At 64.1% G+C, this 20960-nt stretch carries 18 protein-coding genes and 1 pseudogene; 7 read left to right on the plus strand and 12 right to left on the minus strand.

What is annotated here, in order from left to right; all coding sequences use genetic code 11:
* Positions 1-161: 161 nt before the first annotated feature.
* A complete protein-coding gene (locus AB6809_RS23410; RefSeq protein WP_006048144.1) occupies positions 162-989 on the minus strand; it encodes an SPOR domain-containing protein in 828 nt (275 codons plus the stop codon).
* A gap of 61 nt (positions 990-1050) precedes the next feature.
* A complete protein-coding gene (gene argS / locus AB6809_RS23415) occupies positions 1051-2841 on the minus strand; it encodes an arginine--tRNA ligase (protein ID WP_053857434.1) in 1791 nt (596 codons plus the stop codon).
* Positions 2842-3285: 444 nt separating this feature from the next.
* Here argS and AB6809_RS23420 point away from each other — a divergent pair, with 444 nt between their 5' ends.
* The gene (locus AB6809_RS23420; RefSeq protein ID WP_006048142.1) at positions 3286-3612 is read left to right on the plus strand and encodes a DUF1840 domain-containing protein; all 327 of its coding nucleotides are present in this window, start codon (positions 3286-3288) and stop codon (positions 3610-3612) included.
* A 186-nt stretch (positions 3613-3798) separates the two neighbouring features.
* Here AB6809_RS23420 and AB6809_RS23425 read toward each other — a convergent pair whose 3' ends face one another.
* The 7 genes and pseudogenes from AB6809_RS23425 to AB6809_RS23455 form a co-directional block, all read right to left on the minus strand.
* Positions 3799-4005 (minus strand): hypothetical protein, encoded by a 207-nt coding sequence (locus tag AB6809_RS23425; protein WP_006048141.1) that lies wholly within the window; start codon positions 4003-4005, stop codon positions 3799-3801.
* Between the two features lie 198 nt (positions 4006-4203).
* Positions 4204-6930: pseudogene (metH, locus tag AB6809_RS23430) on the minus strand (methionine synthase); the annotation flags it as partial.
* Between the two features lie 77 nt (positions 6931-7007).
* Entirely contained in the window at positions 7008-8078 is a 1071-nt protein-coding gene (locus AB6809_RS23435; protein WP_006048138.1) for a homocysteine S-methyltransferase family protein, read from the minus strand.
* A gap of 307 nt (positions 8079-8385) precedes the next feature.
* Positions 8386-8643: a DUF3567 domain-containing protein gene (locus AB6809_RS23440; RefSeq protein ID WP_006048137.1), complete on the minus strand. Its 258-nt coding sequence runs from the start codon at positions 8641-8643 to the stop codon at positions 8386-8388.
* A 111-nt stretch (positions 8644-8754) separates the two neighbouring features.
* Positions 8755-9549, minus strand: a complete 795-nt coding sequence (locus AB6809_RS23445; protein WP_053857435.1) for an alpha/beta fold hydrolase — start codon at positions 9547-9549, stop codon at positions 8755-8757.
* Between the two features lie 205 nt (positions 9550-9754).
* Positions 9755-11035, minus strand: a complete 1281-nt coding sequence (locus AB6809_RS23450) for a DUF3108 domain-containing protein (protein ID WP_371027313.1) — start codon at positions 11033-11035, stop codon at positions 9755-9757.
* Positions 11036-11076: 41 nt separating this feature from the next.
* A complete protein-coding gene (locus AB6809_RS23455; RefSeq protein WP_006048134.1) occupies positions 11077-11976 on the minus strand; it encodes an IclR family transcriptional regulator in 900 nt (299 codons plus the stop codon).
* Between the two features lie 163 nt (positions 11977-12139).
* Between AB6809_RS23455 and AB6809_RS23460 the strand changes: the two genes are divergently transcribed.
* The 6 genes from AB6809_RS23460 (at position 12140) to rfaE2 (ending at position 18795) form a co-directional block, all read left to right on the plus strand.
* Positions 12140-13123 (plus strand): fumarylacetoacetate hydrolase family protein, encoded by a 984-nt coding sequence (locus AB6809_RS23460; protein ID WP_107709257.1) that lies wholly within the window; start codon positions 12140-12142, stop codon positions 13121-13123.
* Positions 13124-13255: 132 nt separating this feature from the next.
* Positions 13256-14557, plus strand: a complete 1302-nt coding sequence (locus tag AB6809_RS23465) for an ABC transporter substrate-binding protein (protein ID WP_371027314.1) — start codon at positions 13256-13258, stop codon at positions 14555-14557.
* A 60-nt stretch (positions 14558-14617) separates the two neighbouring features.
* A complete protein-coding gene (locus AB6809_RS23470) occupies positions 14618-15469 on the plus strand; it encodes an enoyl-CoA hydratase/isomerase family protein (RefSeq protein ID WP_006048131.1) in 852 nt (283 codons plus the stop codon).
* A 282-nt stretch (positions 15470-15751) separates the two neighbouring features.
* Positions 15752-16636 (plus strand): PhaM family polyhydroxyalkanoate granule multifunctional regulatory protein, encoded by an 885-nt coding sequence (locus AB6809_RS23475; RefSeq protein ID WP_371027315.1) that lies wholly within the window; start codon positions 15752-15754, stop codon positions 16634-16636.
* A 591-nt stretch (positions 16637-17227) separates the two neighbouring features.
* A complete protein-coding gene (locus AB6809_RS23480; RefSeq protein WP_006048129.1) occupies positions 17228-18100 on the plus strand; it encodes a hypothetical protein in 873 nt (290 codons plus the stop codon).
* 212 nt (positions 18101-18312) lie between these two features.
* Complete coding sequence (gene rfaE2, locus AB6809_RS23485; RefSeq protein WP_029969621.1) at positions 18313-18795, plus strand: D-glycero-beta-D-manno-heptose 1-phosphate adenylyltransferase; 483 nt, start codon at positions 18313-18315, stop codon at positions 18793-18795.
* A 25-nt stretch (positions 18796-18820) separates the two neighbouring features.
* Here the strand turns inward: rfaE2 and AB6809_RS23490 are convergent, their stop codons facing one another.
* The 3 genes from AB6809_RS23490 to AB6809_RS23500 form a co-directional block, all read right to left on the minus strand.
* The gene (locus tag AB6809_RS23490; RefSeq protein ID WP_006048127.1) at positions 18821-19060 is read right to left on the minus strand and encodes a hypothetical protein; all 240 of its coding nucleotides are present in this window, start codon (positions 19058-19060) and stop codon (positions 18821-18823) included.
* A 96-nt stretch (positions 19061-19156) separates the two neighbouring features.
* Positions 19157-19978 carry a type III pantothenate kinase gene (locus tag AB6809_RS23495; protein WP_371027316.1) on the minus strand — a complete coding sequence of 274 codons (822 nt, stop codon included), beginning with the start codon at positions 19976-19978 and terminating at the stop codon, positions 19157-19159.
* The gene (locus AB6809_RS23500) at positions 19975-20892 is read right to left on the minus strand and encodes a biotin--[acetyl-CoA-carboxylase] ligase (RefSeq protein ID WP_006048125.1); all 918 of its coding nucleotides are present in this window, start codon (positions 20890-20892) and stop codon (positions 19975-19977) included. Before AB6809_RS23500 ends, AB6809_RS23495 begins: the two co-directional genes overlap by 4 nt.
* Positions 20893-20960 lie beyond the last annotated feature (68 nt).

Genomic DNA, 20960 nt, shown 5'->3' on the forward strand with positions numbered 1-20960 from the left:
TGCCCGTCACCGTTTTCAAATCGGCGTTGGACGGCTCTATCGGCCGTCGTGCTCAATCATGCTCAATCGTGCTTACTGTGCTTATCTTGCTTGCGGTTCCTGTGACAGGCGCCGCACGCCGATAGTTCGGCGGCGGCGCCTGCCTGCGGGTCCCGCGCTGCTTATTGTTTGGTGAAGCGGATCACGGCGGTGTCCACGCCCGCGTCCGACAGACGCTGACGGCTCGCGTTCATGTCCTCGAACTTCGAGAACGGCCCGATACGCACGCGATAATACGTGACCCCGCCCGCATCGCGCTGCGTGACCTTCGACTCGAAGCCCTGGAACGCGAGACGCGCGCGTTGCTGTTCGGCGTCCGCAGCGGTTTTGTACGCGCCCACTTGCAGGAAGTAGCCCGTGTTCGCGTCGCCCGGCGCGGGCGCTGCGCCCGAACCCGGCTTGACGTTCGCGACCGCCGCCGACGACGTGCTCTTCGGCGCGGAACCCGCTGTGGTCGCAGCCGGCGCGCTCGTGGCTTGCGGCTTTTTCACCGCGGCGGTGGCGCTGCTGCCGTTATCCGGCGCGGGCTTCGGCGCGACTGCCGTGCCATTGGCATTGCCCGCGGCATTATTGTTCCCGCCGAGGGTCGGCGGCACTTCGATGATTTGCGGCTGCTCGAGCATGCCCGACTGCGTCTGCGAGTTGGTCTGGCCAGGCGCGGTGTTCGGCGGCGCGGGTTGCGCGGCCTGCGGCACCGGCTGACCCGGCGTCTTGCCTTGCAGCGGACGGTTCGGATCGTATTGCGCCTGGCTCGCGCTCGACTCGGACGCCGCGGGCGGCGCGACCTTCGACACGAACGGCGTAGGCGCACGGGTGATATACAGCGCCACCACTACCGCGATCGCGAGGCCGACAATCAGGCCCAGCACGATGCCGAGAAAAGTACCCCCGGTTTGTTTCGATTGCTTTGTTGTGCGGCGTGGTTTTGCCATCGTATGAATCACCTGCAAAAAGAATCCTGGAACGGCCGCCGATTATAACGACGGCCGCATGCATGTTGCGCCGGAGGACTTACATCTTGACGGGAGCGGAGACGCCGATGATCGCAAGACCGTTGGCGAGCACCTGACGCGTGGCTGCGAGCAGCGCGACGCGTGCATTGCGTTCGGCCGCATCGTCGACCAGCACGCGTTCGGCTCTGTCATTGTAGAACGAGTGGAATTCCCCGGCGAGGTCGCGCAGATAGAACGCGACCGCGTGCGGCGCGAGTTCGTCGGCGGCGTGTTGCAGCATGTCCGGGAACTCCGCGAGCTTGTTCAGCAAGGCCATTGAGCGCTCGCTCGACAGCGGCGCGAGGTCCACGCTGTCAAGCGTGCTTTCGTCCGCGCCGTAGCGAGTTTTGCATTCGGCGATGACCGAGCAGATCCGCGCATGCGCATATTGCACGTAGTGCACGGGGTTTTCGTCATTTTGTTTCAACGCGAGGTCGATGTCGAAGACGAACTCCGTATCGGCCTTGCGCGAGATCAGGAAGAAACGCACGGCGTCGCGGCCGCGGCGAATCGTCTCTTCGTCGATCTGATCGACGGCTGCCTCGGTGCCGGGCAGCGCGCCGCCCGACCATTCGATCAGATCGCGCACCGTCACGTAGCTGCCCGCGCGCTTGGAGATTTTCACCTCTTCGCCGTTGCGCATGACCGTGACCATCTTGTGCAGCACGTAGTCGGGATAGCCCTTCGGAATGCCGATGCCGAGACCTTGCAGGCCGGCGCGCACGCGCGCGATCGTGCCGTGGTGGTCGGAACCCTGAATGTTGATGACCTTGGTGAAGCCGCGCTCCCACTTTGCGACGTGATACGCGACGTCCGGCACGAAGTACGTGTAGGTGCCGTCGGTCTTGCGCATCACGCGGTCCTTGTCGTCGCCGTCGTCGGTTGTGCGCAGCCACAGCGCGCCTTCCTGCTCGTAGGTCTTGCCCGCGGCGATGAGCGCCTGCACCGTCTTCTCGACGCGGCCTTCGGTGTAAAGCGACGACTCCAGGTAGTACTGGTCGAACTTCACGCCGAACGCCTGCAAGTCCATGTCCTGCTCGCGGCGCAGATACGCAACCGCGAAGCGGCGGATCGCGTCGAGATTCTCGACGTCGCGCGCGCCGGTGACGGGCTCGCCGTCGCTCGCCGATACCGTGACGCCGTTCAGATAGTCTTTCGCGATGTCGGCAATGTACTCGCCGTTGTACGCGGAAGCGGGCCAGCCGGCGTCGCCCGGAGCGAGGCCGCGGGCGCGCGCCTGGGTGGATAGCGCGAGCGTGCCGATCTGCACGCCGGCGTCGTTGTAATAGAACTCGCGATGCACGTCCCAGCCTTGCGACGCGAGCACGTTCGACAGCGCGTCGCCAAGCGCGGCCTGACGGCCGTGGCCGACGTGCAGCGGGCCGGTCGGATTCGCGGAGACGAACTCGATCAACACGTGCTTGCCCGCGTCGCGTTGCGAGCGGCCATACACGTCTTTCTCCGCGAGCACGGCCTTGACCACCGCCTGCTTCGCCGCAGCGGCAAGACGCAGGTTGATGAAGCCGGGGCCCGCGACTTCGGCGGATTCAATCAGGCCTTGTGCCTGCGGCTGCGCGAGCAGCGTGTCGACGATTTGCTGCGCCAACTGGCGCGGATTCGCGCGCAGCGGCTTGGCGAGTTGCATCGCCACATTGCACGCGACGTCGCCGTGCGCGGCGACCTTCGGACGTTCCAGCGCGATGGTGGGCGACACGAAGGCGGCTTCCGTCGCGCCTTGCGTGGCGAGAGCGACCTGCTTCACCGTGTCGGCGAGCAGTGTTTCCAGAGTGTGTTTATGTGCGGGCAGCATGCTTGTTGCGAGTCCAGTGAGGCAATCCGGTGATACGGAGGAAGCGCCGGCCGCCTCGAGCGCGGCCGATTCGGCAGAAGCGTGGAAAGCGGCGGTTGCGCGGCGGCGCGGTCTGTCATGACATAACGGCATGACGAGGCGAGCTGTTGGGCACTTTGCCTGCAATGCAATCAGCGCGCCGTTCGGCCGCGAGGCGAAGGCTTGGCCGCTGCGGCATGCAGGCCGCAACCGGCTGGCCGGCCGCGCCGCTGCGCCTTGCCGCGCGCGGTGCAATGCGGCGCGCTTTTCCGTCCAGACGGATTTTAGCAGGTGCTAATATGTTCAATGAGAAGCCCAGCAAGGGCCGTGGCCGCCGCGTCTGTTCGCGCGGCTAACGGAACATGCGAGAGGCCGCTTTCGGCTCCGCTTGCGCGTGAAGCCAACATAACGAAAAAGGGAATTGTCATGCTGATTACTTTCAAATGCCGAGCTTGTCCAGATGTGATGATGCTCGAGAATCTGGCGCAGTATCTGGTCGGCATTGTCGGCAAGCGCCTCGGTGAGCGCGGTGTGATTACGCACGCCGAAACCGGCGAAGCGATCGCCAAACTCGAAGCGGCTATCAACTTCGACAAGCAGGAACGCGCCGAACACGACGGCCATTTCCACGAAGGCGAAGAAGGCCACGAGCATCACGAGATTCCGCCGGGTCTTGCGCAACGTGCGTATCCGTTCCTCGACATGCTGCGCGCCGCGCAGAAGGAAAACGCGGACATCGTCTGGGGGCTGTAGTCGAGGCAGGTTCGCCGGGACGGCCGCGGCGACTGTCGTGGCCAGGGCGATCAACACGGCCATCGTGGCCGCGGCACTTGCTGTGACTCACGGCCTGTCGCCGTGTCCCATCAATGCATGCCGCCAAAAAATGAGCCCGCTCGAAGCGGGCTCATTTTCTTTGCAAGCCAGAAACGCGAAAGCGGCTTACTGGCTTGCGGCTTCCGGAGCAACCGCGGGAGCTGACGCGCCCTTTTTCATTTTCTGCTTCTTCGGCTTCTTGACGTGTTTCGTCGTGGGCGGCGAATACGAACTGACCGAACTCGATGCGGCCGGAGCGGCGGTTTGTGCGAGCGCCGCCGAAGCGCCCACGGCAAACGAAACAGCGGTCAATAACAGCGCCAGCTTCTTCATATGATTTTCTCTCCGTTGACGGTTGCAATTAGATGAGCCGACGCATTCTGGTTGCGTCTGGCGGGTCAAGCCGCCTCAGTCTACAAAGCCGAAAATTACGTTGCCGCAAATATTCAGTCTTTCTCGCCGGATATAGTGGGTTTCGCGCCACGCCGGCTCGGCTCATCGATGCATTTAACGCTGCCTTGCCGGAACGGCTTATAGCAACGGCGCCAACGCGCGTTCGGCATCCGCCTTCGAGAGCGACATGCGCTGCGCGTAATCTTCCAATTGGTCCTGGCCGATCTTGCCCACCGAGAAATAAGTGCTGTCCGGATGCGCGAGATAGAAACCGGAGACGCTCGCCGCAGGCAGCATCGCCAGCGATTCCGTTACGGTCATGCCGATTTCATTCGCCTGCAGCACGTCGAACATGTCGCGCTTGACCAGATGATCCGGGCACGCCGGATAGCCGGGCGCCGGGCGAATGCCGCGATACTTTTCGGCGATGAGTTCGTCGTTCGCAAGCGTCTCGTTGCTCGCGTAGCCCCACAAGTCGCGTCGCACGCGCGCATGCAGCGCTTCGGCGAAGGCTTCGGCGAAACGGTCGGCCAGCGCCTTCAGCATGATCGCGCTGTAGTCGTCGTGATCCTTCTCGAACTGCTTTTCCTTCACGTCGACGCCCAGACCCGCCGTGACCGCGAACATGCCGATGTAGTCGGCCACGCCCGAATCTTTCGGCGCGATAAAGTCGGCAAGCGAGCGGTTCGGCCGCATCACGCCGTCGACCACCGGCCGCACGCTTTGCTGCCGCAGATTGCGCCATGTCAGCGCGACTTCGCTGCGCGAATCGTCGGTATAGATTTCGATGTCGTCGTCGTTCACGGTGTTGGCCGGCAGCAGCGCGATCACGCCGTTCGCTTGCAGCCAGCGGCCCTGGATCAGGCGCGCGAGCATCGACTTGCCGTCCGAAAACACGCGCCGCGCCGATTCGCCGACGATCTCGTCGTTCAGAATCGCGGGGTAGGGACCGGCCAGATCCCACGTCTGGAAGAACGGACCCCAGTCGATATAGTTCGCGAGTTCGTTCAGATCGAAGTTCTTGAACACGCGGCGGCCGATGAACTTCGGCTTGACCGGCTGATAGCTCTTCCAGTCGATCGGCGTCTTGTTTGCGCGGGCTTCGGCGAGCGTGACCATCGGCAGCGCTTTCTTGTTCGCGTGCTGATTGCGAATGCGATCGTAGTCGGCCTTCAGTTCGTCGAGGTACTTGGCCGCGCCTTCGTCGGACAAGAGGCTCGATGCGACCGACACCGAGCGCGACGCGTCCGGCACATACACGACCGGCCCTTCGTAATGCGGCGCGATCTTCACGGCCGTATGCACGCGCGAGGTGGTTGCGCCGCCGATCAGCAGCGGAATCTTCTTCACGCGGAAGTAGTCGTCGCGCTGCATTTCAGACGCAACGTAGGCCATTTCCTCGAGACTCGGCGTGATCAAGCCCGACAGTCCGATGATGTCCGCGCCTTCCACTTTCGCCCTCGCGAGAATGTCGTTGCACGGGACCATCACGCCCATGTTGACCACTTCGAAGTTATTGCACTGAAGCACCACCGACACAATGTTCTTGCCGATGTCGTGCACGTCGCCCTTCACGGTGGCGATCACGATCTTGCCCTTCGCGCGCACGTCGCCGCCGGCGGCCGCGAGCTGCTTCTTTTCTTCTTCGATGAACGGAATCAGATGCGCGACCGCCTGCTTCATCACGCGCGCCGACTTGACGACTTGCGGCAGGAACATCTTGCCCTGACCGAACAGATCGCCGACGATGTTCATGCCGTCCATCAGCGGGCCTTCGATCACATTGATCGGACGGCCGCCTTGCGCCGCGATCTTCGCGCGCACTTCCTCGGTATCTTCGACGATGAAGTTCGTGATGCCGTGCACGAGCGCATGCGACAGACGCTTCTCGACCGGCTGATTGCGCCACTCCAGGTTTTCTTCTTTCTTCGCCGCGCCGGTTTTGTATTTGTCGGCGACTTCCAGCAGACGATCGGTGCCGTCCGCGCGGCGATTCAGCACGACGTCTTCGACGCGTTCGCGCAGTTCCGCATCCAGATCCGCATACACGCCGAGCTGGCCCGCATTCACGATGCCCATGTCCATGCCGGCCTGAATCGCGTGATACAGGAACACGGTGTGAATCGCTTCGCGCACCGGATCGTTGCCGCGGAACGAGAACGACACGTTCGACACGCCGCCGCTCACCTTCGCGTACGGCAGGTTCTGCTTGATCCAGCGCGTCGCGTTGATGAAGTCGACCGCGTAGTTGTTGTGCTCTTCGATACCCGTGGCAATCGCGAAGATGTTCGGATCGAAGATGATGTCTTCCGGCGGGAAGCCGACTTCGTTCACGAGAAAGTCATACGAGCGTTTGCAGATCTGCGTCTTGCGCTCGAACGTGTCGGCCTGGCCTTGCTCGTCGAAGGCCATCACCACGGCTGCCGCGCCGTAGCGGCGAATCAGTTTCGCGTGATGGCGGAACGCCTCTTCGCCTTCCTTCAGCGAGATCGAGTTGACGATCGCCTTGCCTTGCACGCATTTCAGGCCCGCTTCGATCACTTCCCATTTCGACGAATCGATCATGATCGGCACGCGCGCAATGTCCGGCTCCGACGCGATCAGATTCATGAAGCGCACCATCGCCGCTTTCGAATCGAGCATCGCCTCGTCCATGTTGACGTCGATCACCTGCGCGCCGTTCTCGACCTGTTGACGCGCGACGGCAATCGCCTCGTCGAACTGGTCGTTCAGAATCATTCGCGCGAAGGCTTTCGAGCCCGTCACGTTGGTACGTTCGCCAACGTTGATGAAAAGCGTCCCGGACGTGACGTTGAACGGCTCGAGGCCGGCAAGGCGCATGGTGTGATCGGTCATGGCGTAGGTGCGAGTCGAATGCGTGCGTTAGGTGCGGCCTGGGTGCGTCTGATGCGGCTTGAGCGGCGGCTGTTTTTCGATGCCGCTCAGGCGGCGTCGCGATATTGCGTCGGCCACTTGCGCGGCTTCACTTCGGCAAGCGCGCGGGCGATCGCCGCGATGTGCTCCGGCGTCGTGCCGCAGCAGCCGCCGGCGATATTCACGAGACCGGCTTCGGCAAATTCCTTCAGCAAGCCCGATGTATCAGCCGGCAATTCGTCGAAGCCGGTATCGCTCATCGGATTCGGCAAGCCCGCGTTCGGATAGCACGACACGTAGGTGTCGCACAGCTTCGCCAGTTCGGCGATGTACGGGCGCATCAGCGCCGCGCCCAATGCGCAGTTCAGGCCGAACGTAAGCGGCTTCGCGTGGCGCAGCGAGTTCCAGAACGCCTCGACGGTCTGTCCCGACAGGATGCGCCCCGAGGCGTCCGTGACCGTGCCGGAAATCATGATGGGCAGACGCTCGCCGGTGTCTTCGAACAGTTCGTCGAGCGCGAACAGCGCGGCTTTGGCATTGAGCGTGTCGAAGATCGTTTCGACGAGGAACAGGTCGGCGCCGCCGTCGAGCAACGCTTTCGCCTGCTGGTAATAGGCGGCGTGCAGTTCGTCGAACGTGACATTGCGCGCGCCCGGATCGTTCACGTCAGGCGAAATGCTCGCGGTCTTCGGCGTCGGTCCGATTGCGCCGGCGACAAAGCGCGGTTTGTCGGGCGTCGAATACTTGTCGCACGCGGCGCGCGCGAGTTTCGCCGACTCGAGATTCATCTCGACTGCAAGCGCTTCCATTCCGTAGTCGGCCTGCGCGACGGTGGTCGCGCCGAACGTATTGGTTTCGATGATGTCGGCGCCCGCAGCCAGATACTGCTCGTGAATCTCGCTGATGATCTGCGGCTGCGTAATGGACAGCAGTTCGTTGTTGCCCTTGATGTCGCGTCCGTAGTCCGCAAAGCGCTCGCCGCGATAGCGTGCTTCGTCGAGCTTGTAGCGCTGGATCATCGTGCCCATCGCGCCGTCCAGAATCAGGATGCGCGACTTGAGCAGCGCGGGCAGTGTCGCGCCGCGCGTGTAATCGCGCTCGGGACGGATAGGCTTGACGGTTTGGGCAGGCTGGTTCATGGCTGACGATGGCTTGGGCCGGCTTTTCTGGGACCTGTCATTGTAGCCGCAGCCGGACTATCGCGCCGGGCGCGGCACTGGGCGGCACGCGGCGGCGCGGGGCGATACGGCGCGCCCGGCCGCGCGAAACGCGCTTTGCAAAAGAAAACGGTCCAGCGCGCCTTAAGCCCGCTGAACCGATTCCATTAAAACCGACCGCCTTGTGAAGCGCGCCCGTGAAGCCGGGCGGCGGCGTCGGCAAATGTCGCCAACAACGTCGAGATGCTCGCAACGCCAAAAACCTTGGCGCTTCCTGCACTCCTTGCGGTTAGTGAAGAATGACCGGCTGATGCATCAGGCTGTCGAACTGGCCGAGGAATTCGTCGACCTCATCGAGCGACGGTTCCTCTTCGATCAGCTTTTGCACGCTCTCGCGAAACCGCGCCGCCATTGCACCGTCGATGTAAATCTCGCGCTGCATGTTCTTGTCGACGATCTCATAGCCACCCGATTTCATGGCCAGCGGACCTTCCTGCGGCGGAAATTCGACGACACAATAGTTGGGGCTGTTGTAGATCATTTGCATGGCGACACTCCTTATTTCCGTTGGCTCCTGGCCGTTCCTGCGCCTTACGTGGAGCTTGTGGTCTGGAATTCAAGGGGTGGGTCCGGATTGACGCATGTAAAAGTTCCGAACCTACCGGTTAGACCGGCCTTCAAGAAACGTTTCAAGCAGTGCGGCAAACCGTTGGGACTGCTCGACAGGCGCGAGATGAGCGGCGTCGAGCAATTCGAACTGCGCGCCTTCAATGGCATCTGCTATTGCCTGACTAGCAGCAGGCGCCGTGCCCGTGTCGTGGCGTCCAGCCACCACCAGGGTTGCGCAGCGAATGCTTCCCAGCTTACCCCGTACATCGAAATCGCGCAGCGCTTCGCACGCCAGGGCGTAGCCTTCCGGCAACGTGCGCACGAGCGCCTCGCGGATCGGCTCGACGGCTTCGGGATGCGCGCTGCGAAACTCAGGCGTCAGCCAGCGCTCGAGCGTGGCGGGCGCGAGCGAGGCCATGCCGTCCCGGCGTGCGCTCGCGGCGCGTTGATCCCATAGCGGGCGGGCTTCCGGGAGATTGGCCGCGCTGCTGTCAGCAATGGTGAGCGTGTCCACGCGCGAAGGGTGATCGAGCGCGAACTGCTGGGCGATCATGCCGCCCATCGACATGCCCACGAGGTGCGTGCTCGGTGCACCGAGCGCATCGAGCAGTGTGGCGAGGTCGCCGGCGAGATCGGCAATCGTGAACGGCTCCTTCGATACCGCCGTCTCGCCGTGGCCGCGCACGTCGTAGCGCAGAACCGTGTAGTCGTCGCGGAAATAGCCGGCGAGTTGGTCCCAGACCGACAGATCGCCGCCGAGCTGATGAATGAACGTCAGCCACGGGCCACCACCTTCATTGCTCAACACGTAGCGTGTCTCGATACCGTTGATGTTCACTTGCATGCAAGCTCCTTCGAGGGGAATGCAGTGGGAGAGTCCGTCGGCGCTTGTTGTTGCATGTCGCTGCCTGGCGTTTGTGCGCAGCGGCCCGCCGAACGATTGCATCAGATGATGAAGAGTCGGCGGCCAGGCGGAAGTTTCGCGGAATGTCAGAGGCACCATTCGGGTGCGGCGCTTGCCTTTGCGCGTTTAGCCGAATGGCATGTCGTTATGGCTTGATGTTGCCGGAAGTGTCGTCGGGAGCGGTCGAGTCGACCGGTGAGGGCGGTGCTGGCTCGGGTGCCGCTGCGGGCGCAGCGGAAGGCGAGGTATTGGCGGACCCATCCGGCGAATCGGTGCCCGCGCCGTTCTCCGCGTTCAGCTTGCCGCGCCACACCAGCTCGAACTGCGTGCCGTTCGGCTCCGTCTGCACGATCCGCGCGGGCAGCCAGCCGAGCGAAGGCGCGAGCCATACGTCGATGCGGCGCTGATCGCCCTCGCGACGCGGCAGGCGTTCGAAATGGCGCGTTTCGAGGTAGCCCTGCGCGGTGCGGATGGTTTCATCGCCGATGGTCTCGACCGGCCAGTTCTCGCCGCTGTCGCTGTCCACCACGAAGAACTGCCGCGTGACGCCCGGCTTGTACGCAGTGGGGTCGCCGCGCACGAGACTCGCCAACTGCATCACCATGCTGAAGCGGTCCTGCGCGCCGTCGGGCAGCGGCAAGGTGGCCGGCGTGCGCGTGAAGGCGATTTTCCGGTCGGCGCGGTTGAAGATTGAAATGTCTTCCGCGCGATGGCCGCGTTTTTCCACGTATTGCTCCGGCGCGAGACCGAATGCGTCGATACGGCCGTGACTCGAATAGACGAACGTGCCGACAAAAGGTAAGGGCACCGAAACCACCATTTCGTAGCGCTCGCCGCTGCTCGTCCAATGGATGGTGCCGGGCTGATTGCGCACGCCGTTGTAAAACGTGTCGTATTGAAGATCGCCGGACGGCGGGACAGAGAACTTTGCGCCGGGAGCTGGTTGCGGCGCGGTTGCGTTTGCCGATGCATTTGCCGATGCATTTGCCGACGCGCCGCTCGCGGAACTCGCGGAACTCGCGGGCATCGCGTTTGCGGCGGCCGCGCTCGCCGCGGCGTCCGATGCGGCGCGCGCCGCTTGCATTGCCGCCCGTTCGGCCGATTGCATTGCTGTCAGCACATGTTCTCGCGGCTTGCTCGCGGCGGGCTTGCGCGTCGCCGGCCGCGCGGCCGGCGCGGGCGGCACGGCCGCCGGATTGCGCTCGATACGTTCGGGCTTCAGAAGCGCGACCTGCACGGGCACGTGTTCGTCATCCGAAGGATTCAGCGTTGCGCGATGACGCTCGACCCATTGCGCGGCGATCCAGTGAAGCACGCCCACGACGAGCAGCACGACGATCCATCGCCAGATGCGCCAAGGGGCGCGCGGCTCATTGGGCGGCGTGACAGTAGCTTCAGCGGAACGTGCGGCGGAAGGGAAGGCCATCGGCGGAAAAATGGGCGAGCGGACGGAAAGCGGCGTGCGCTTTAGCGAGGCGTCGGACTATACCCCAGCTCGTACGACAGCTTGCGCGCGCATTCGCGCAGGGCAGTGTCGATCTCGCCGCCCCAGCTAATGTCGAACGCGCCTTCGTGACCGAGCGCGACGAGGCCGAGCGCAAGCTCGCCGGTCGAGTCGAACACCGGCATGCAGAACGCGTGGATGGTCGGCAGCAGCATGCCTTCGACGCGCGCCGCTTCATGCTCGCGCACTTCCGCGAGCGCGCGTTCGACTTCCTCGCGCGTGCGCGGCACGCCGATATGCGACGAGCGGCGCGTGTCGGCCAGCTCACGCTCGAGCATCGCGGCGGTTTTGCCTGTGGGCAGATAGGCCGCGAACAGCAAGCCGGTCGCGGAACTGAGGAGCGGCATCACGTCGCCGAGCTTAAGCGACGCTTTTGCCGGATGACTCGACTCCATCCAGTGAACCATGGTCGGCCCCTGGTTGCCCCACACGGCGATGCCGACCGTCAGGTCCAGGCGGTCGCGCAATTCGGCGAGCGCGATGCGCGCGAGCTTCACGCCGTCGACGCGCGCAAGCCGCGCGAGTCCGAGTTGCAACGCGAAGCCGCCGAGTTCATAGCGCCCCGACAACGGGTCTTGCGCGACGACGCCGAGCCGCAAAAAGCTCACGAGATAGCGGTGCGCTTTCGCCGGACTCATGCCCGCGCGCTGCGCGAGATCGCGCAACATCATCGCGCGCGGCTCGTGAGTGAGCACGTCGAGCAGCCTGAAGCCGACTTCGATCGACTGGATTCCCGAGCGCAGTTTTTCTTCGCCGGCGTCGGCGGTATCGTCGTCGGTGTCGGGCGCTTCCGATGCGTCGAGCGGTTCGGCTGCGGCGTCAGCATCGTGAGCAATGGCGCCGGAGCGGGCAGTGTGCGGCATGAGCAAAAGGCGCTAAGCGCGTTCAAAAGCAATGTAGGAAGAACCGGCTGCGGCGCGCATGCAATGCGCGTCTTGCCGGCCAGGGCGCACCGGACTTGGGCCGCGCCGATTCACCATCGTAGAATAGATTCCCCTTATCGTCACTAACACGGTTCATTCCTCCATGAAACTTGCCACGCTGAAGGACGGCACGCGCGACGGCCAACTGATTGTCGTGTCCCGCGATCTGCATACCGCTGCCGTTGCCGACGCGATCGCGCCCACGTTGCAGCGCGTGCTCGACGACTGGGCCTTCTACGCGCCGCAATTGCTCGACCTGTACGACGCGCTCAATCAGGGCCGCGCGCGCAACACGTTTTCGTTCGACGCGAGCGACTGCATGGCGCCGCTGCCGCGCGCGTTCCAATGGGCCGACGGCTCCGCGTATGTGAATCATGTCGAACTCGTGCGGCGCGCGCGCGGCGCGGAAATGCCGCCGGAATTCTGGACCGATCCGCTGATGTACCAGGGCGGCAGCGACGATTTCATCGGCCCGAAAGACGACGTCGTGTGCGCGTCCGAAGCGTTCGGCATCGACTTCGAGGCGGAAGTTGCCGTCATCACGAGCGACGTGCCGATGGGCGCCACGCCCGACCAGGCGCTCAGAAGCGTGCGCCTCATCACGCTCGTCAACGACGTCTCGCTGCGCAATCTGATTCCCGCCGAACTCGCGAAGGGCTTCGGCTTTTTCCAGAGCAAGCCGGCCACGTCGTTTGCGCCGGTTGCGGTCACGCCCGACGAACTCGGCGAGCATTGGCGCGAAGGCCGCGTGCATCGGCCGATGATCGTCCATTGGAACGGCAAGAAAGTCGGCCAGCCGGATGCCGGCACCGACATGGTGTTTCACTTCGGCCAACTGATCGCACACGCGGCGAAAACGCGCAATTTGCGCGCGGGCGCAATTGTCGGCTCGGGCACGGTGTCGAACAAGGACGCGAAGCGCGGCTATTGTTGTATCGCCGAAAAGCGCTGCCTCGAGACCATCGAGCACGGCGCGCCGCAGACCGAGTTCATGAAGTACGGCGACACGGTGAAAATTGAAATGTTCGACGAAGCGGGTAAGTCGATTTTCGGTTCCATCGAGCAGAGCATCGCACCGCTCGACTGACGCGGCACGCGCGCCGGTCCGAAAGGGTTTCGCCCGATGCCGCTGCCATCGCGCGCCGCTACACTGACTGGCGCGGCGGCATCGGCGGATGATTAGAACGAAGCAGAACAAAAACTCATGTGAGGAGACACCATGCGGCGAGCTGGATCGTTGGAAGCGGGGATGGCGGGCGCTTGCAGGCAGCCTGCGCGCGCGGGCATAGGGCGCGTGTTCGGGGAGCGGTTCGAGCAGCAGGTTGCGCGACGGGAGAAGCGGTTTGCCTGGTTTCTGCGCTTGATGCCTCTTGTGCGTCGCCCGGCGATACTGTTCGCGACGCTTGCCGCACTGTCGCCTGCCGTCGCGCTTGCTCAGGTCAAGATCGGGCTCGTGCTGTCGCTGACAGGACCGGCCGCGTCGCTCGGCATTCCCGCGCGCGACACGGCGAGCTTGCTGCCTAAACAGATCGGCGGGCAGAGCGTCGAATACATCGTGCTCGACGATGCCTCTGACACCACGCAGGCCGTGCAGGACACGAAGAAGCTGATCTCCGAAAATCACGTCGACGCGATTATCGGTTCTTCGATCACGCCGAATTCGCTCGCGATGATCGACGTGGTCGCCGACGGAACGACGCCGATGATCTCGCTGGCGTCGTCGGCGAAAATCATCGAGCCCGTGGATGCGAAACGCCACTGGGTATTCAAGACCCCGCAAACGGACGCGATGATGGCCTCGGCGATTGCCGAGCACGCGAGCACGCGCGGCGTTAAAACGGTCGCGTTCATCGGCCAGGCGGACGCGCTCGGCGAGACTTTTTACAACGAAGTCGCGAAGTTCGCGCAACTGCATCACATGCAGATGGTGGCGAGCGAGCGCTTTAACCGCACCGACCCGAGCGTGACCGGCCAGGTGCTGAAAATCCTCGCGACGCATCCCGATGCCGTCGTGGTCGGCGCGGCCGGCACACCCGCCGCACTGCCGCCGAAGACGCTGCGCGAGCGCGGCTACAAAGGGCTGATCTATCACAATCACGGCGTGGGCAACAACGACTTCCTGCGCGTGTGCGGCGCCGATTGCAACGGCACGTTCCTGCCTGCGAGCCCGGTGCTGGTGGCGGCGCAATTGCCGGCGGATCATCCGGCGAAGCGTCTTGCACTCGATTACATCGCGCGTTTCGAGGCGCTGCGTGGCGCAGGCACGGTGTCGGCGTTCGGCTCCTACACCTGGGACGCGGGCATGCTGCTCAATCATGCCGTGCCGATCGCATTGAAGGCGGCCTCGCCGGGCACGCCGGAATTCCGCCGCGCGTTGCGCGACGCGCTCGAAACCACGCACGGTCTCGCGGACACCAACGGCGTCGTCAACATGAGCCCCACGGACCACCTCGGTCTCGATCAACGCGCACGCGTGATGGTCGAGATCAGAAACGGCAAGTGGGTTTATCAGCCGCGTTAGCGTTAAATCGACTCACGACGCGCGCCACGCGCGCCTTTACCGACACACGGATCGATCGCCATGTCAGAGCAAGCTCACAGCAACGACGCGTTTTACGCACACTACCGGTCGCTTCGACTGCGTCGCCATCAGCACGGCGTACTTGAAGTGGTGATGAGCGGCGAGGGCGCGAACAAAAGCGCGCTGGCCACCGCGGACGCGCGCATGCATTACGAGCTTGCGGAAATCTGGCGCGACATCGACCGCGACCCGGACACGCGCGTTGCGATTATTCGCGGCGAGGGCAAGGGCTTTTCGGCGGGCGGCGATCTGCAACTCGTCGAAGACATGGCGACCGATTTCGATGTGCGCGCACGCGTGTGGCGCGAGGCTCGCGACCTCGTCTATAACGTGATCAACTGCAGCAAACCGATTGTCTCGGCGATGCATGGTCCGGCGGTCGGTGCGGGACTTGTCGCCGGGTTGCTCGCGGATATTTCGATCGCGTCGAAAACGGCGCGCATCATCGACGGGCACACGCGGCTCGGTGTCGCTGCCGGCGATCATGCGGCCATCGTCTGGCCGCTTCTGTGCGGCATGGCGAAGGCCAAGTACTACCTGATGCTGTGCGAGCCGGTGAGCGGCGCGGAGGCGGAGCGTATCGGCCTCGTCTCGCTTGCCGTCGACGAAAACGATCTGCTGCCCAAAGCGTTCGAGGTCGCGCAAAAGCTCGCGCACGGCTCGCAAACGGCGATCCGCTGGACCAAGTATGCGTTGAACAACTGGCTGCGCTCGGCCGGCCCGGCGTTCGATACGTCGCTCGCACTGGAATTCATGGGCTTCGCGGGGCCCGACGTGCGCGAAGGCGTGAACTCGTTGCGCGAGCGGCGCGCGCCGGATTTCGGCGGCGCCGATCCGTGGCGCGAGCGGTGAGGGCGGTGAGGGCGGCGGCTCGTTCTGACGGCTCGGCTCGTGCGCGTGATGCTCACCATGAGAGCCGTGGCGTGATGGGGTAGAGCCTGCGCATGGTGAGTACGCTGTGAGCCGCGGCCCGATCTGGCGGCATCAGCGCGTCGCGAAAACGGCGACAGCCACGGTGCGATCAGGCAACGCCGCGCGCGGTATGATCGGATTCAGATGCGTGTGCGCGGTACTCAGCGCGTTTGTGCGCTCTTTGTTCCGTGCTTTTTCAGTTAATGCACCGAGGCGACAAGCATGACCGACACACCTGGCTCAACGCCGCCGTTTCCTGGCTTCCCTGGTTTTCCGCCCGCCGACATGCTCGAGAGCATGTGGGGCATGATGCGCCTGTCGCCGTTCGGCTCCGCGTTTTCGGGCGCGCAGCCGGGCGCGGGCCTCGGACCATCGCTGTCGATGATGTCCGACATGATGGCGCCGCTCACCAATGTCGAGGAACTCGACAAGCGCATCACCGACATGCGCGCCGTCGAGCAGTGGCTCAAGCTGAACCTGAGCATGCTGCAGTCCGCGATTCAGGCGCTCGAGGTGCAGCGCGCGACGCTTGCGACGCTGCGTGCGTTCGGCGCGTTCGCGCAACAGTCGATGGCGCAGCCTGCGGCGGCGGCCGAGGCGAAGTCGCCGGCGCCCGCGCCGAGCCCGTCGGCGGCGAGCGGCTGGCCGAATTCGCCAGCGTCGGCTTCGGCTTCCAGTTCCGCGGAAAGCGCGAGCGCCGCTGAATCTGCGAGCGATGAGCAAGCCGAGCCCGCCACGCCGAGCTTCGATGCATCGGCATGGTGGAATCTGCTGCAATCGCAATTCAATCAGATCGCCCAGTTCGCGATGACGCAGCCAGCGGTCGGCGCAGCGGGTGCTGCCGGCGGTGCCACGAGCGGCGGCGCGCAGGCGGACTCGACCGAAGACCACCTGGACGAGGCGAGCGAAGCGGTAGGCGGCGCGACGGATGTGCCGCGTCCATCGCCGGCGGACGTTGCAGCGGCAGCCGCGGCGTCCGGTGGATCGAGCGGCAGCGCTGAGTCTGCCGCCAAGCGTCCCGCGGCGAAGCGAGCGCCGACCGCGACGAAGCGCACCGCCGCCGGCACCGGCAGCAACGCGTCGAAAGCGCCGAAAAAGTCACTGTAAGCACGCGCGCCGGACGGCGGCGCGCATCGACTGTCGGCTGCAAACAACAACGGAAATCGCCGACTGTCACGCTTTTGTCCCCGACCGCCCGTCACACTCCGCCGATTGCGCGCCTCATTGAGACACGTCAAGCGGGCACCGGAATTGCGTCTGTCCCCGCGCGGGTTTGGGCAAATCAGCGTGCTATCATTGGAAGGTATTTGTTTGGCTTTTGGGCGTGCGCTGAAAAACAACCAATCCAGCCGCCCTTGCTCCATTCGCCGCCGGCACGACCGGCGCAGGGCTGGACGGTGCGGTTTTCATCGCAGACTGGCTCGACCTCAGGCATAGGGTATCCCTCACCCACGGTTGGCCGCGCAGCGCGTAACGTTGAGCATGCAAATTTTGCGTTAGCCGCTCTTCGCGCAAGCGCCCGGACTTCTTCGCTGCCCGTGCATCCAGGCGGCCGGTTACCGCGTAAAATTGAAGGCTTGGCCGGCGAACGACGCGGCATTCGGGCACAACGCCCGGTGCACCAGGTTCGTCGTCAGCAAGAGTGCTACACGTAGTAGTGACAGACACACACAGTATGTGCAGAACAGGGGTGGGACTATGAACACCATGCTTTATCCGGAACTTTATAAATCGCTCGAATCCGTTCGATGGGACATGGAGAAAGACATTCCCTGGGACAAGTTCGATGCATCGCTATTGACCGACGAGCAGGCCGCGACGATCAAGATGAACGCGATCACCGAATGGTCGGCGCTGCCCGCCACGGAAATGTTCTTGCGTGACAACCATCACGACAGCGATTTTTCCGCGTTCATGAGCGTGTGGTTCTTCGAAGAGCAAAAGCATTCGCTGGTGCTGATGGAATACCTGCGCCGCTTCAAGCCCGAAATGTGCCCCACCGAAGAAGAACTGCACGCCGTGCGCTTCGAATTCGATCCGGCGCCGCCGCTCGAAACGCTGATGCTGCACTTCTGCGGCGAAATCCGCCTGAATCACTGGTATCGCCGTGCGGCCGAATGGCACACCGAGCCGGTCATCAAGCACATCTACGAAACCATTTCGCGCGACGAAGCGCGGCATGGCGGCGCCTACCTGCGCTACATGAAGAAGGCGATGGTGCAAACCGGCGACATCGCGCGCGCTGCGTTTGCGAAGATCGGCGTCCTGATGGCGTCGGCGCGCCGCACCGAAAAGCCGCTGCATCCCACGAATCTGCACGTCAATCAGGCGCTGTTCCCGCGCGACACGATCCAGTCGCGTCTGCCCGACCCCGAATGGCTCGAGCGCTGGCTCGACGAGCAGATCCGTTTCGACGACGGTTGGGAAAAGAAGGTCGTCGAGCGCATTTTGCACAATCTGTCGCTGCTGTTCGAACGCACGTTCAACACCGCGCAGGAACTGAACCGCTATCGCAAGGAAGTGGTGGCGCGCCTGCAGGCCGACCAGAAATCGGCGGAACAGCCGGCTTAATGGCCGAGCGCTCGTAAGTTCCGGTTCGACGCTTCTGATTCGTAAAAAAGACGGCCCGGCAGCTAAAAGCTTGCCGGGCCGTTGCGTTTTATAACCCAATTCGATCGGCTCTATCTGCGCGGCTTCGTCAGGTCCTTTTTGATCGGTTTTGCGTTCTCGATACGGCTCGCGGTGTATCGTGACGGCGCTCCTTCTGTCTCTTCCACATCCTCATGGCTGCCATTTTCGAACGCAAGATTCTCACGCGCGACGCACTCGTCGCATTGCGCCCTTCACTGAAGTCGCCGGTCGTCTTTACGAACGGCGTGTTCGACATCCTGCATCGCGGGCATGTGACCTATCTCGCCGATGCCAAAGCCCAGGGCGCTTGCCTGATTGTCGGCGTGAATAGCGACGCGTCGGTGCGCATGCTCGGCAAGGGCGACGACCGTCCGATCAACAACGAAGCCGACCGCATGGCGTTGCTCGCGGCGCTGGAAAGCGTCGATTACGTCGTTTGCTTCACGGAAAAGACGCCGGTCGATCTGATCTCGGCGGTGCGCCCGGACGTGCTCGTGAAGGGCGGCGATTACGACATGGATGCGTTGCCGGAATCGGCCATCGTGCGCGGCTGGGGCGGTAAGGCGTTGGCGATTCCGTTCGAGCACGATCGCTCGACTACGGCGCTGCTCAACAAGGTTCGCACGCAGGGTTGAATGTGGCGCGCGGTTTCACCGTGCTTTATTGCGGTAACGCTGACGCCGCGATCGGCGCAGCCGGGGCCGGCGCGCCGACTACCGCCTGGTCGCCCGCCTCGGCGGCAGTGATCGGGCGCACCTTCAGCCCATCGGGATGCACTTCCCGGCTCAGATGATTGGGTTCGCGTCCGCTCGCGGTGGGCGTCGGACCGAATACGCCGCGCACCGCGACGAATGCCAGAAGGTTGGCTAGAAACAGAATGGCAATCAGCCAGCGCAGCATCGTTTTATTTTCCCATCTATAAGCTGAGTCAGTTTAGCCGCCGGTATCGCCGCTGGACCACGACGTCGAGCCGTGCCGATGATATTCGACCGTGCTTCAAGCGCCGTGATCCGAAGCGCGCTCCGAAGCGATCAATGCGAGCCCGAACAAGACCAGCGAATCGTGGCGAGTATGCGGCACTTTCAACGCGCTCGCCACTTCGTCCGCCGCGCCGCCGCCGATCACAAGGCGCACCGGCACCTGCCATTCATCCTGCAAGTCGCGCCACATCCGTTCGACGAGACCCGCTTGCGCGAGCGTGCAACCGGCAGAGAGCGAACGCGGCGTGTCTGTCGCAAAGGACGGCCCGCGACGGGCCGCGTCCCGCGTGCCGCGAGCGTCGTCGTCGAGAAGGCCGCGCGCGGCGTCCGCGTCGAGCGTCGGCAATTGCGCCGTGTGCTCGCCGAGCGAGCGCATCATCAAGCTCCAGCCCGGCGCAATCAGTCCGCCGACGAAGCAGCCGTCCGCGCGCAACGCCTCGAGCGTGGTCGCGGTGCCGAACGTCGCGATCAGCAGATGCTCGCCGGGAAACGCCGCATGCGCGCCTATCATGCCGGCCCAGCGGTCGCTGCCGAGCGCATGCGGCGTCGTGTAGCTGTTGGTCACGCCGCATTGGCGTTCGCGTGCGCGGATCGTGGTGAGCGGCAAGCCCGGCCACTGCGTGTGAACGAGTTCGGCGATGCGCGCCGCGACCGCATCGCCGGCGACATTCGATAACCACGCGCCGCCCGGCGCGGGCAGCTTTGACCACTCCGGCGAATCGCCATCCCCATGCGCAAGCGCCCCGGCCGCAATCTGCGCACCGTCCGCCGCCACCAACGCCCATTTGACGCGGCTATTGCCCGCGTCGATCAAAAGATGAGGCGCGCCGCGCGTCATGCGGCACCGTCGGCGAGACGCAGCGACACGTCGCCGGTCGCGATGCTTTGCCGTCCGGCAGCCGTATCGAGCAGCAACTGACCGCGTTCATCGACGCCCGCAGCCACGCCGCGCGTGACTTCCTGGCCTTGCTCGAGTAGCACGACCTCGCGGCCCGCGTACGCGTGCACCGCGTTCCAGCGCGCCTGGAAGGGCGCGAAACCTTCCGCGCCGAAGCGCTGCAACGCGGGCTCGAGCGCATTGAGTTCGGCGGCGAGCGTATCGGTGAGATTGGCGTTCGGCAGCGCGCGCTGCAACGCGGTCGGCGCCGTGCCGCGCGCCTGCGGCGGCGCGTCGGCGTTCAGCGCGCCGATCTTCGCGGCGAGTTCGTCGGCGCCCTTCACGTTCGTGCCGATGCCGATCACGACCGCGCTCGCGTGCTCCGTGCTCCACGCGGTTTCGATCAGAATGCCCGCGAGCTTGTCGCCTTCGAGCAGTACGTCGTTCGGCCACTTCAGTGCGATCTGGCCGGGGCCCGCGACCGGCAACGAACGCAATCCGTCGACGAGCGCAACACCCACCGCGAGGCTCAATCCCGCAAGCCCTTCGAGCGGACGCGGCAGCACACAGGCCACCGAAAACAGCAGCGCATTGCCCGGCTCCGCGTACCACGGACGGCCGCGCCGGCCGCGCCCGGCGGTCTGCAGATAAGCGACCCGCACGATCGGCCGCGGCAGCGCGCCCGCTTTGCGCGGCAGCGCCTTTACGCGCGACATGAGGTCGGCATTGGTCGAGCCGGTTTCCTCGACGATTTCGATTGGCCAGTCATGCGCATGCGCGCCGAAAAGCGCGACGGCGCGTTCACGGTCGATGCGCCAGTCAGCTGCGTTCGCGGCAGCGGCTGGACCTTGGGGCGGAGTGCGGGAAGCGTTCATGTCCCATATTGTAACGACAGCGAACCGCGCGAGGCCGCCCGCACGGTCGTTCCGCTGCGCCTTCGCTA

The organism is Paraburkholderia sp. RCC_158 (assembly GCF_041355255.1).
Classification (GTDB): Bacteria; Pseudomonadota; Gammaproteobacteria; order Burkholderiales; family Burkholderiaceae; genus Paraburkholderia; species Paraburkholderia graminis.

Coding starts and splice junctions, on each gene's coding strand:
- argS (WP_053857434.1), bottom strand. CDS start 2,841: ATGCTGCCCGCACATAAACACACTCTGGAAACACTGCTCGCCGACACG.
- AB6809_RS23420 (WP_006048142.1), top strand. CDS start 3,286: ATGCTGATTACTTTCAAATGCCGAGCTTGTCCAGATGTGATGATGCTC.
- AB6809_RS23425 (WP_006048141.1), bottom strand. CDS start 4,005: ATGAAGAAGCTGGCGCTGTTATTGACCGCTGTTTCGTTTGCCGTGGGC.
- AB6809_RS23435 (WP_006048138.1), bottom strand. CDS start 8,078: ATGAACCAGCCTGCCCAAACCGTCAAGCCTATCCGTCCCGAGCGCGAT.
- AB6809_RS23440 (WP_006048137.1), bottom strand. CDS start 8,643: ATGCAAATGATCTACAACAGCCCCAACTATTGTGTCGTCGAATTTCCG.
- AB6809_RS23445 (WP_053857435.1), bottom strand. CDS start 9,549: ATGCAAGTGAACATCAACGGTATCGAGACACGCTACGTGTTGAGCAAT.
- AB6809_RS23450 (WP_371027313.1), bottom strand. CDS start 11,035: ATGGCCTTCCCTTCCGCCGCACGTTCCGCTGAAGCTACTGTCACGCCG.
- AB6809_RS23455 (WP_006048134.1), bottom strand. CDS start 11,976: ATGCCGCACACTGCCCGCTCCGGCGCCATTGCTCACGATGCTGACGCC.
- AB6809_RS23460 (WP_107709257.1), top strand. CDS start 12,140: ATGAAACTTGCCACGCTGAAGGACGGCACGCGCGACGGCCAACTGATT.
- AB6809_RS23465 (WP_371027314.1), top strand. CDS start 13,256: ATGCGGCGAGCTGGATCGTTGGAAGCGGGGATGGCGGGCGCTTGCAGG.
- AB6809_RS23470 (WP_006048131.1), top strand. CDS start 14,618: ATGTCAGAGCAAGCTCACAGCAACGACGCGTTTTACGCACACTACCGG.
- AB6809_RS23475 (WP_371027315.1), top strand. CDS start 15,752: ATGACCGACACACCTGGCTCAACGCCGCCGTTTCCTGGCTTCCCTGGT.
- AB6809_RS23480 (WP_006048129.1), top strand. CDS start 17,228: ATGAACACCATGCTTTATCCGGAACTTTATAAATCGCTCGAATCCGTT.
- rfaE2 (WP_029969621.1), top strand. CDS start 18,313: ATGGCTGCCATTTTCGAACGCAAGATTCTCACGCGCGACGCACTCGTC.
- AB6809_RS23490 (WP_006048127.1), bottom strand. CDS start 19,060: ATGCTGCGCTGGCTGATTGCCATTCTGTTTCTAGCCAACCTTCTGGCA.
- AB6809_RS23495 (WP_371027316.1), bottom strand. CDS start 19,978: ATGACGCGCGGCGCGCCTCATCTTTTGATCGACGCGGGCAATAGCCGC.
- AB6809_RS23500 (WP_006048125.1), bottom strand. CDS start 20,892: ATGAACGCTTCCCGCACTCCGCCCCAAGGTCCAGCCGCTGCCGCGAAC.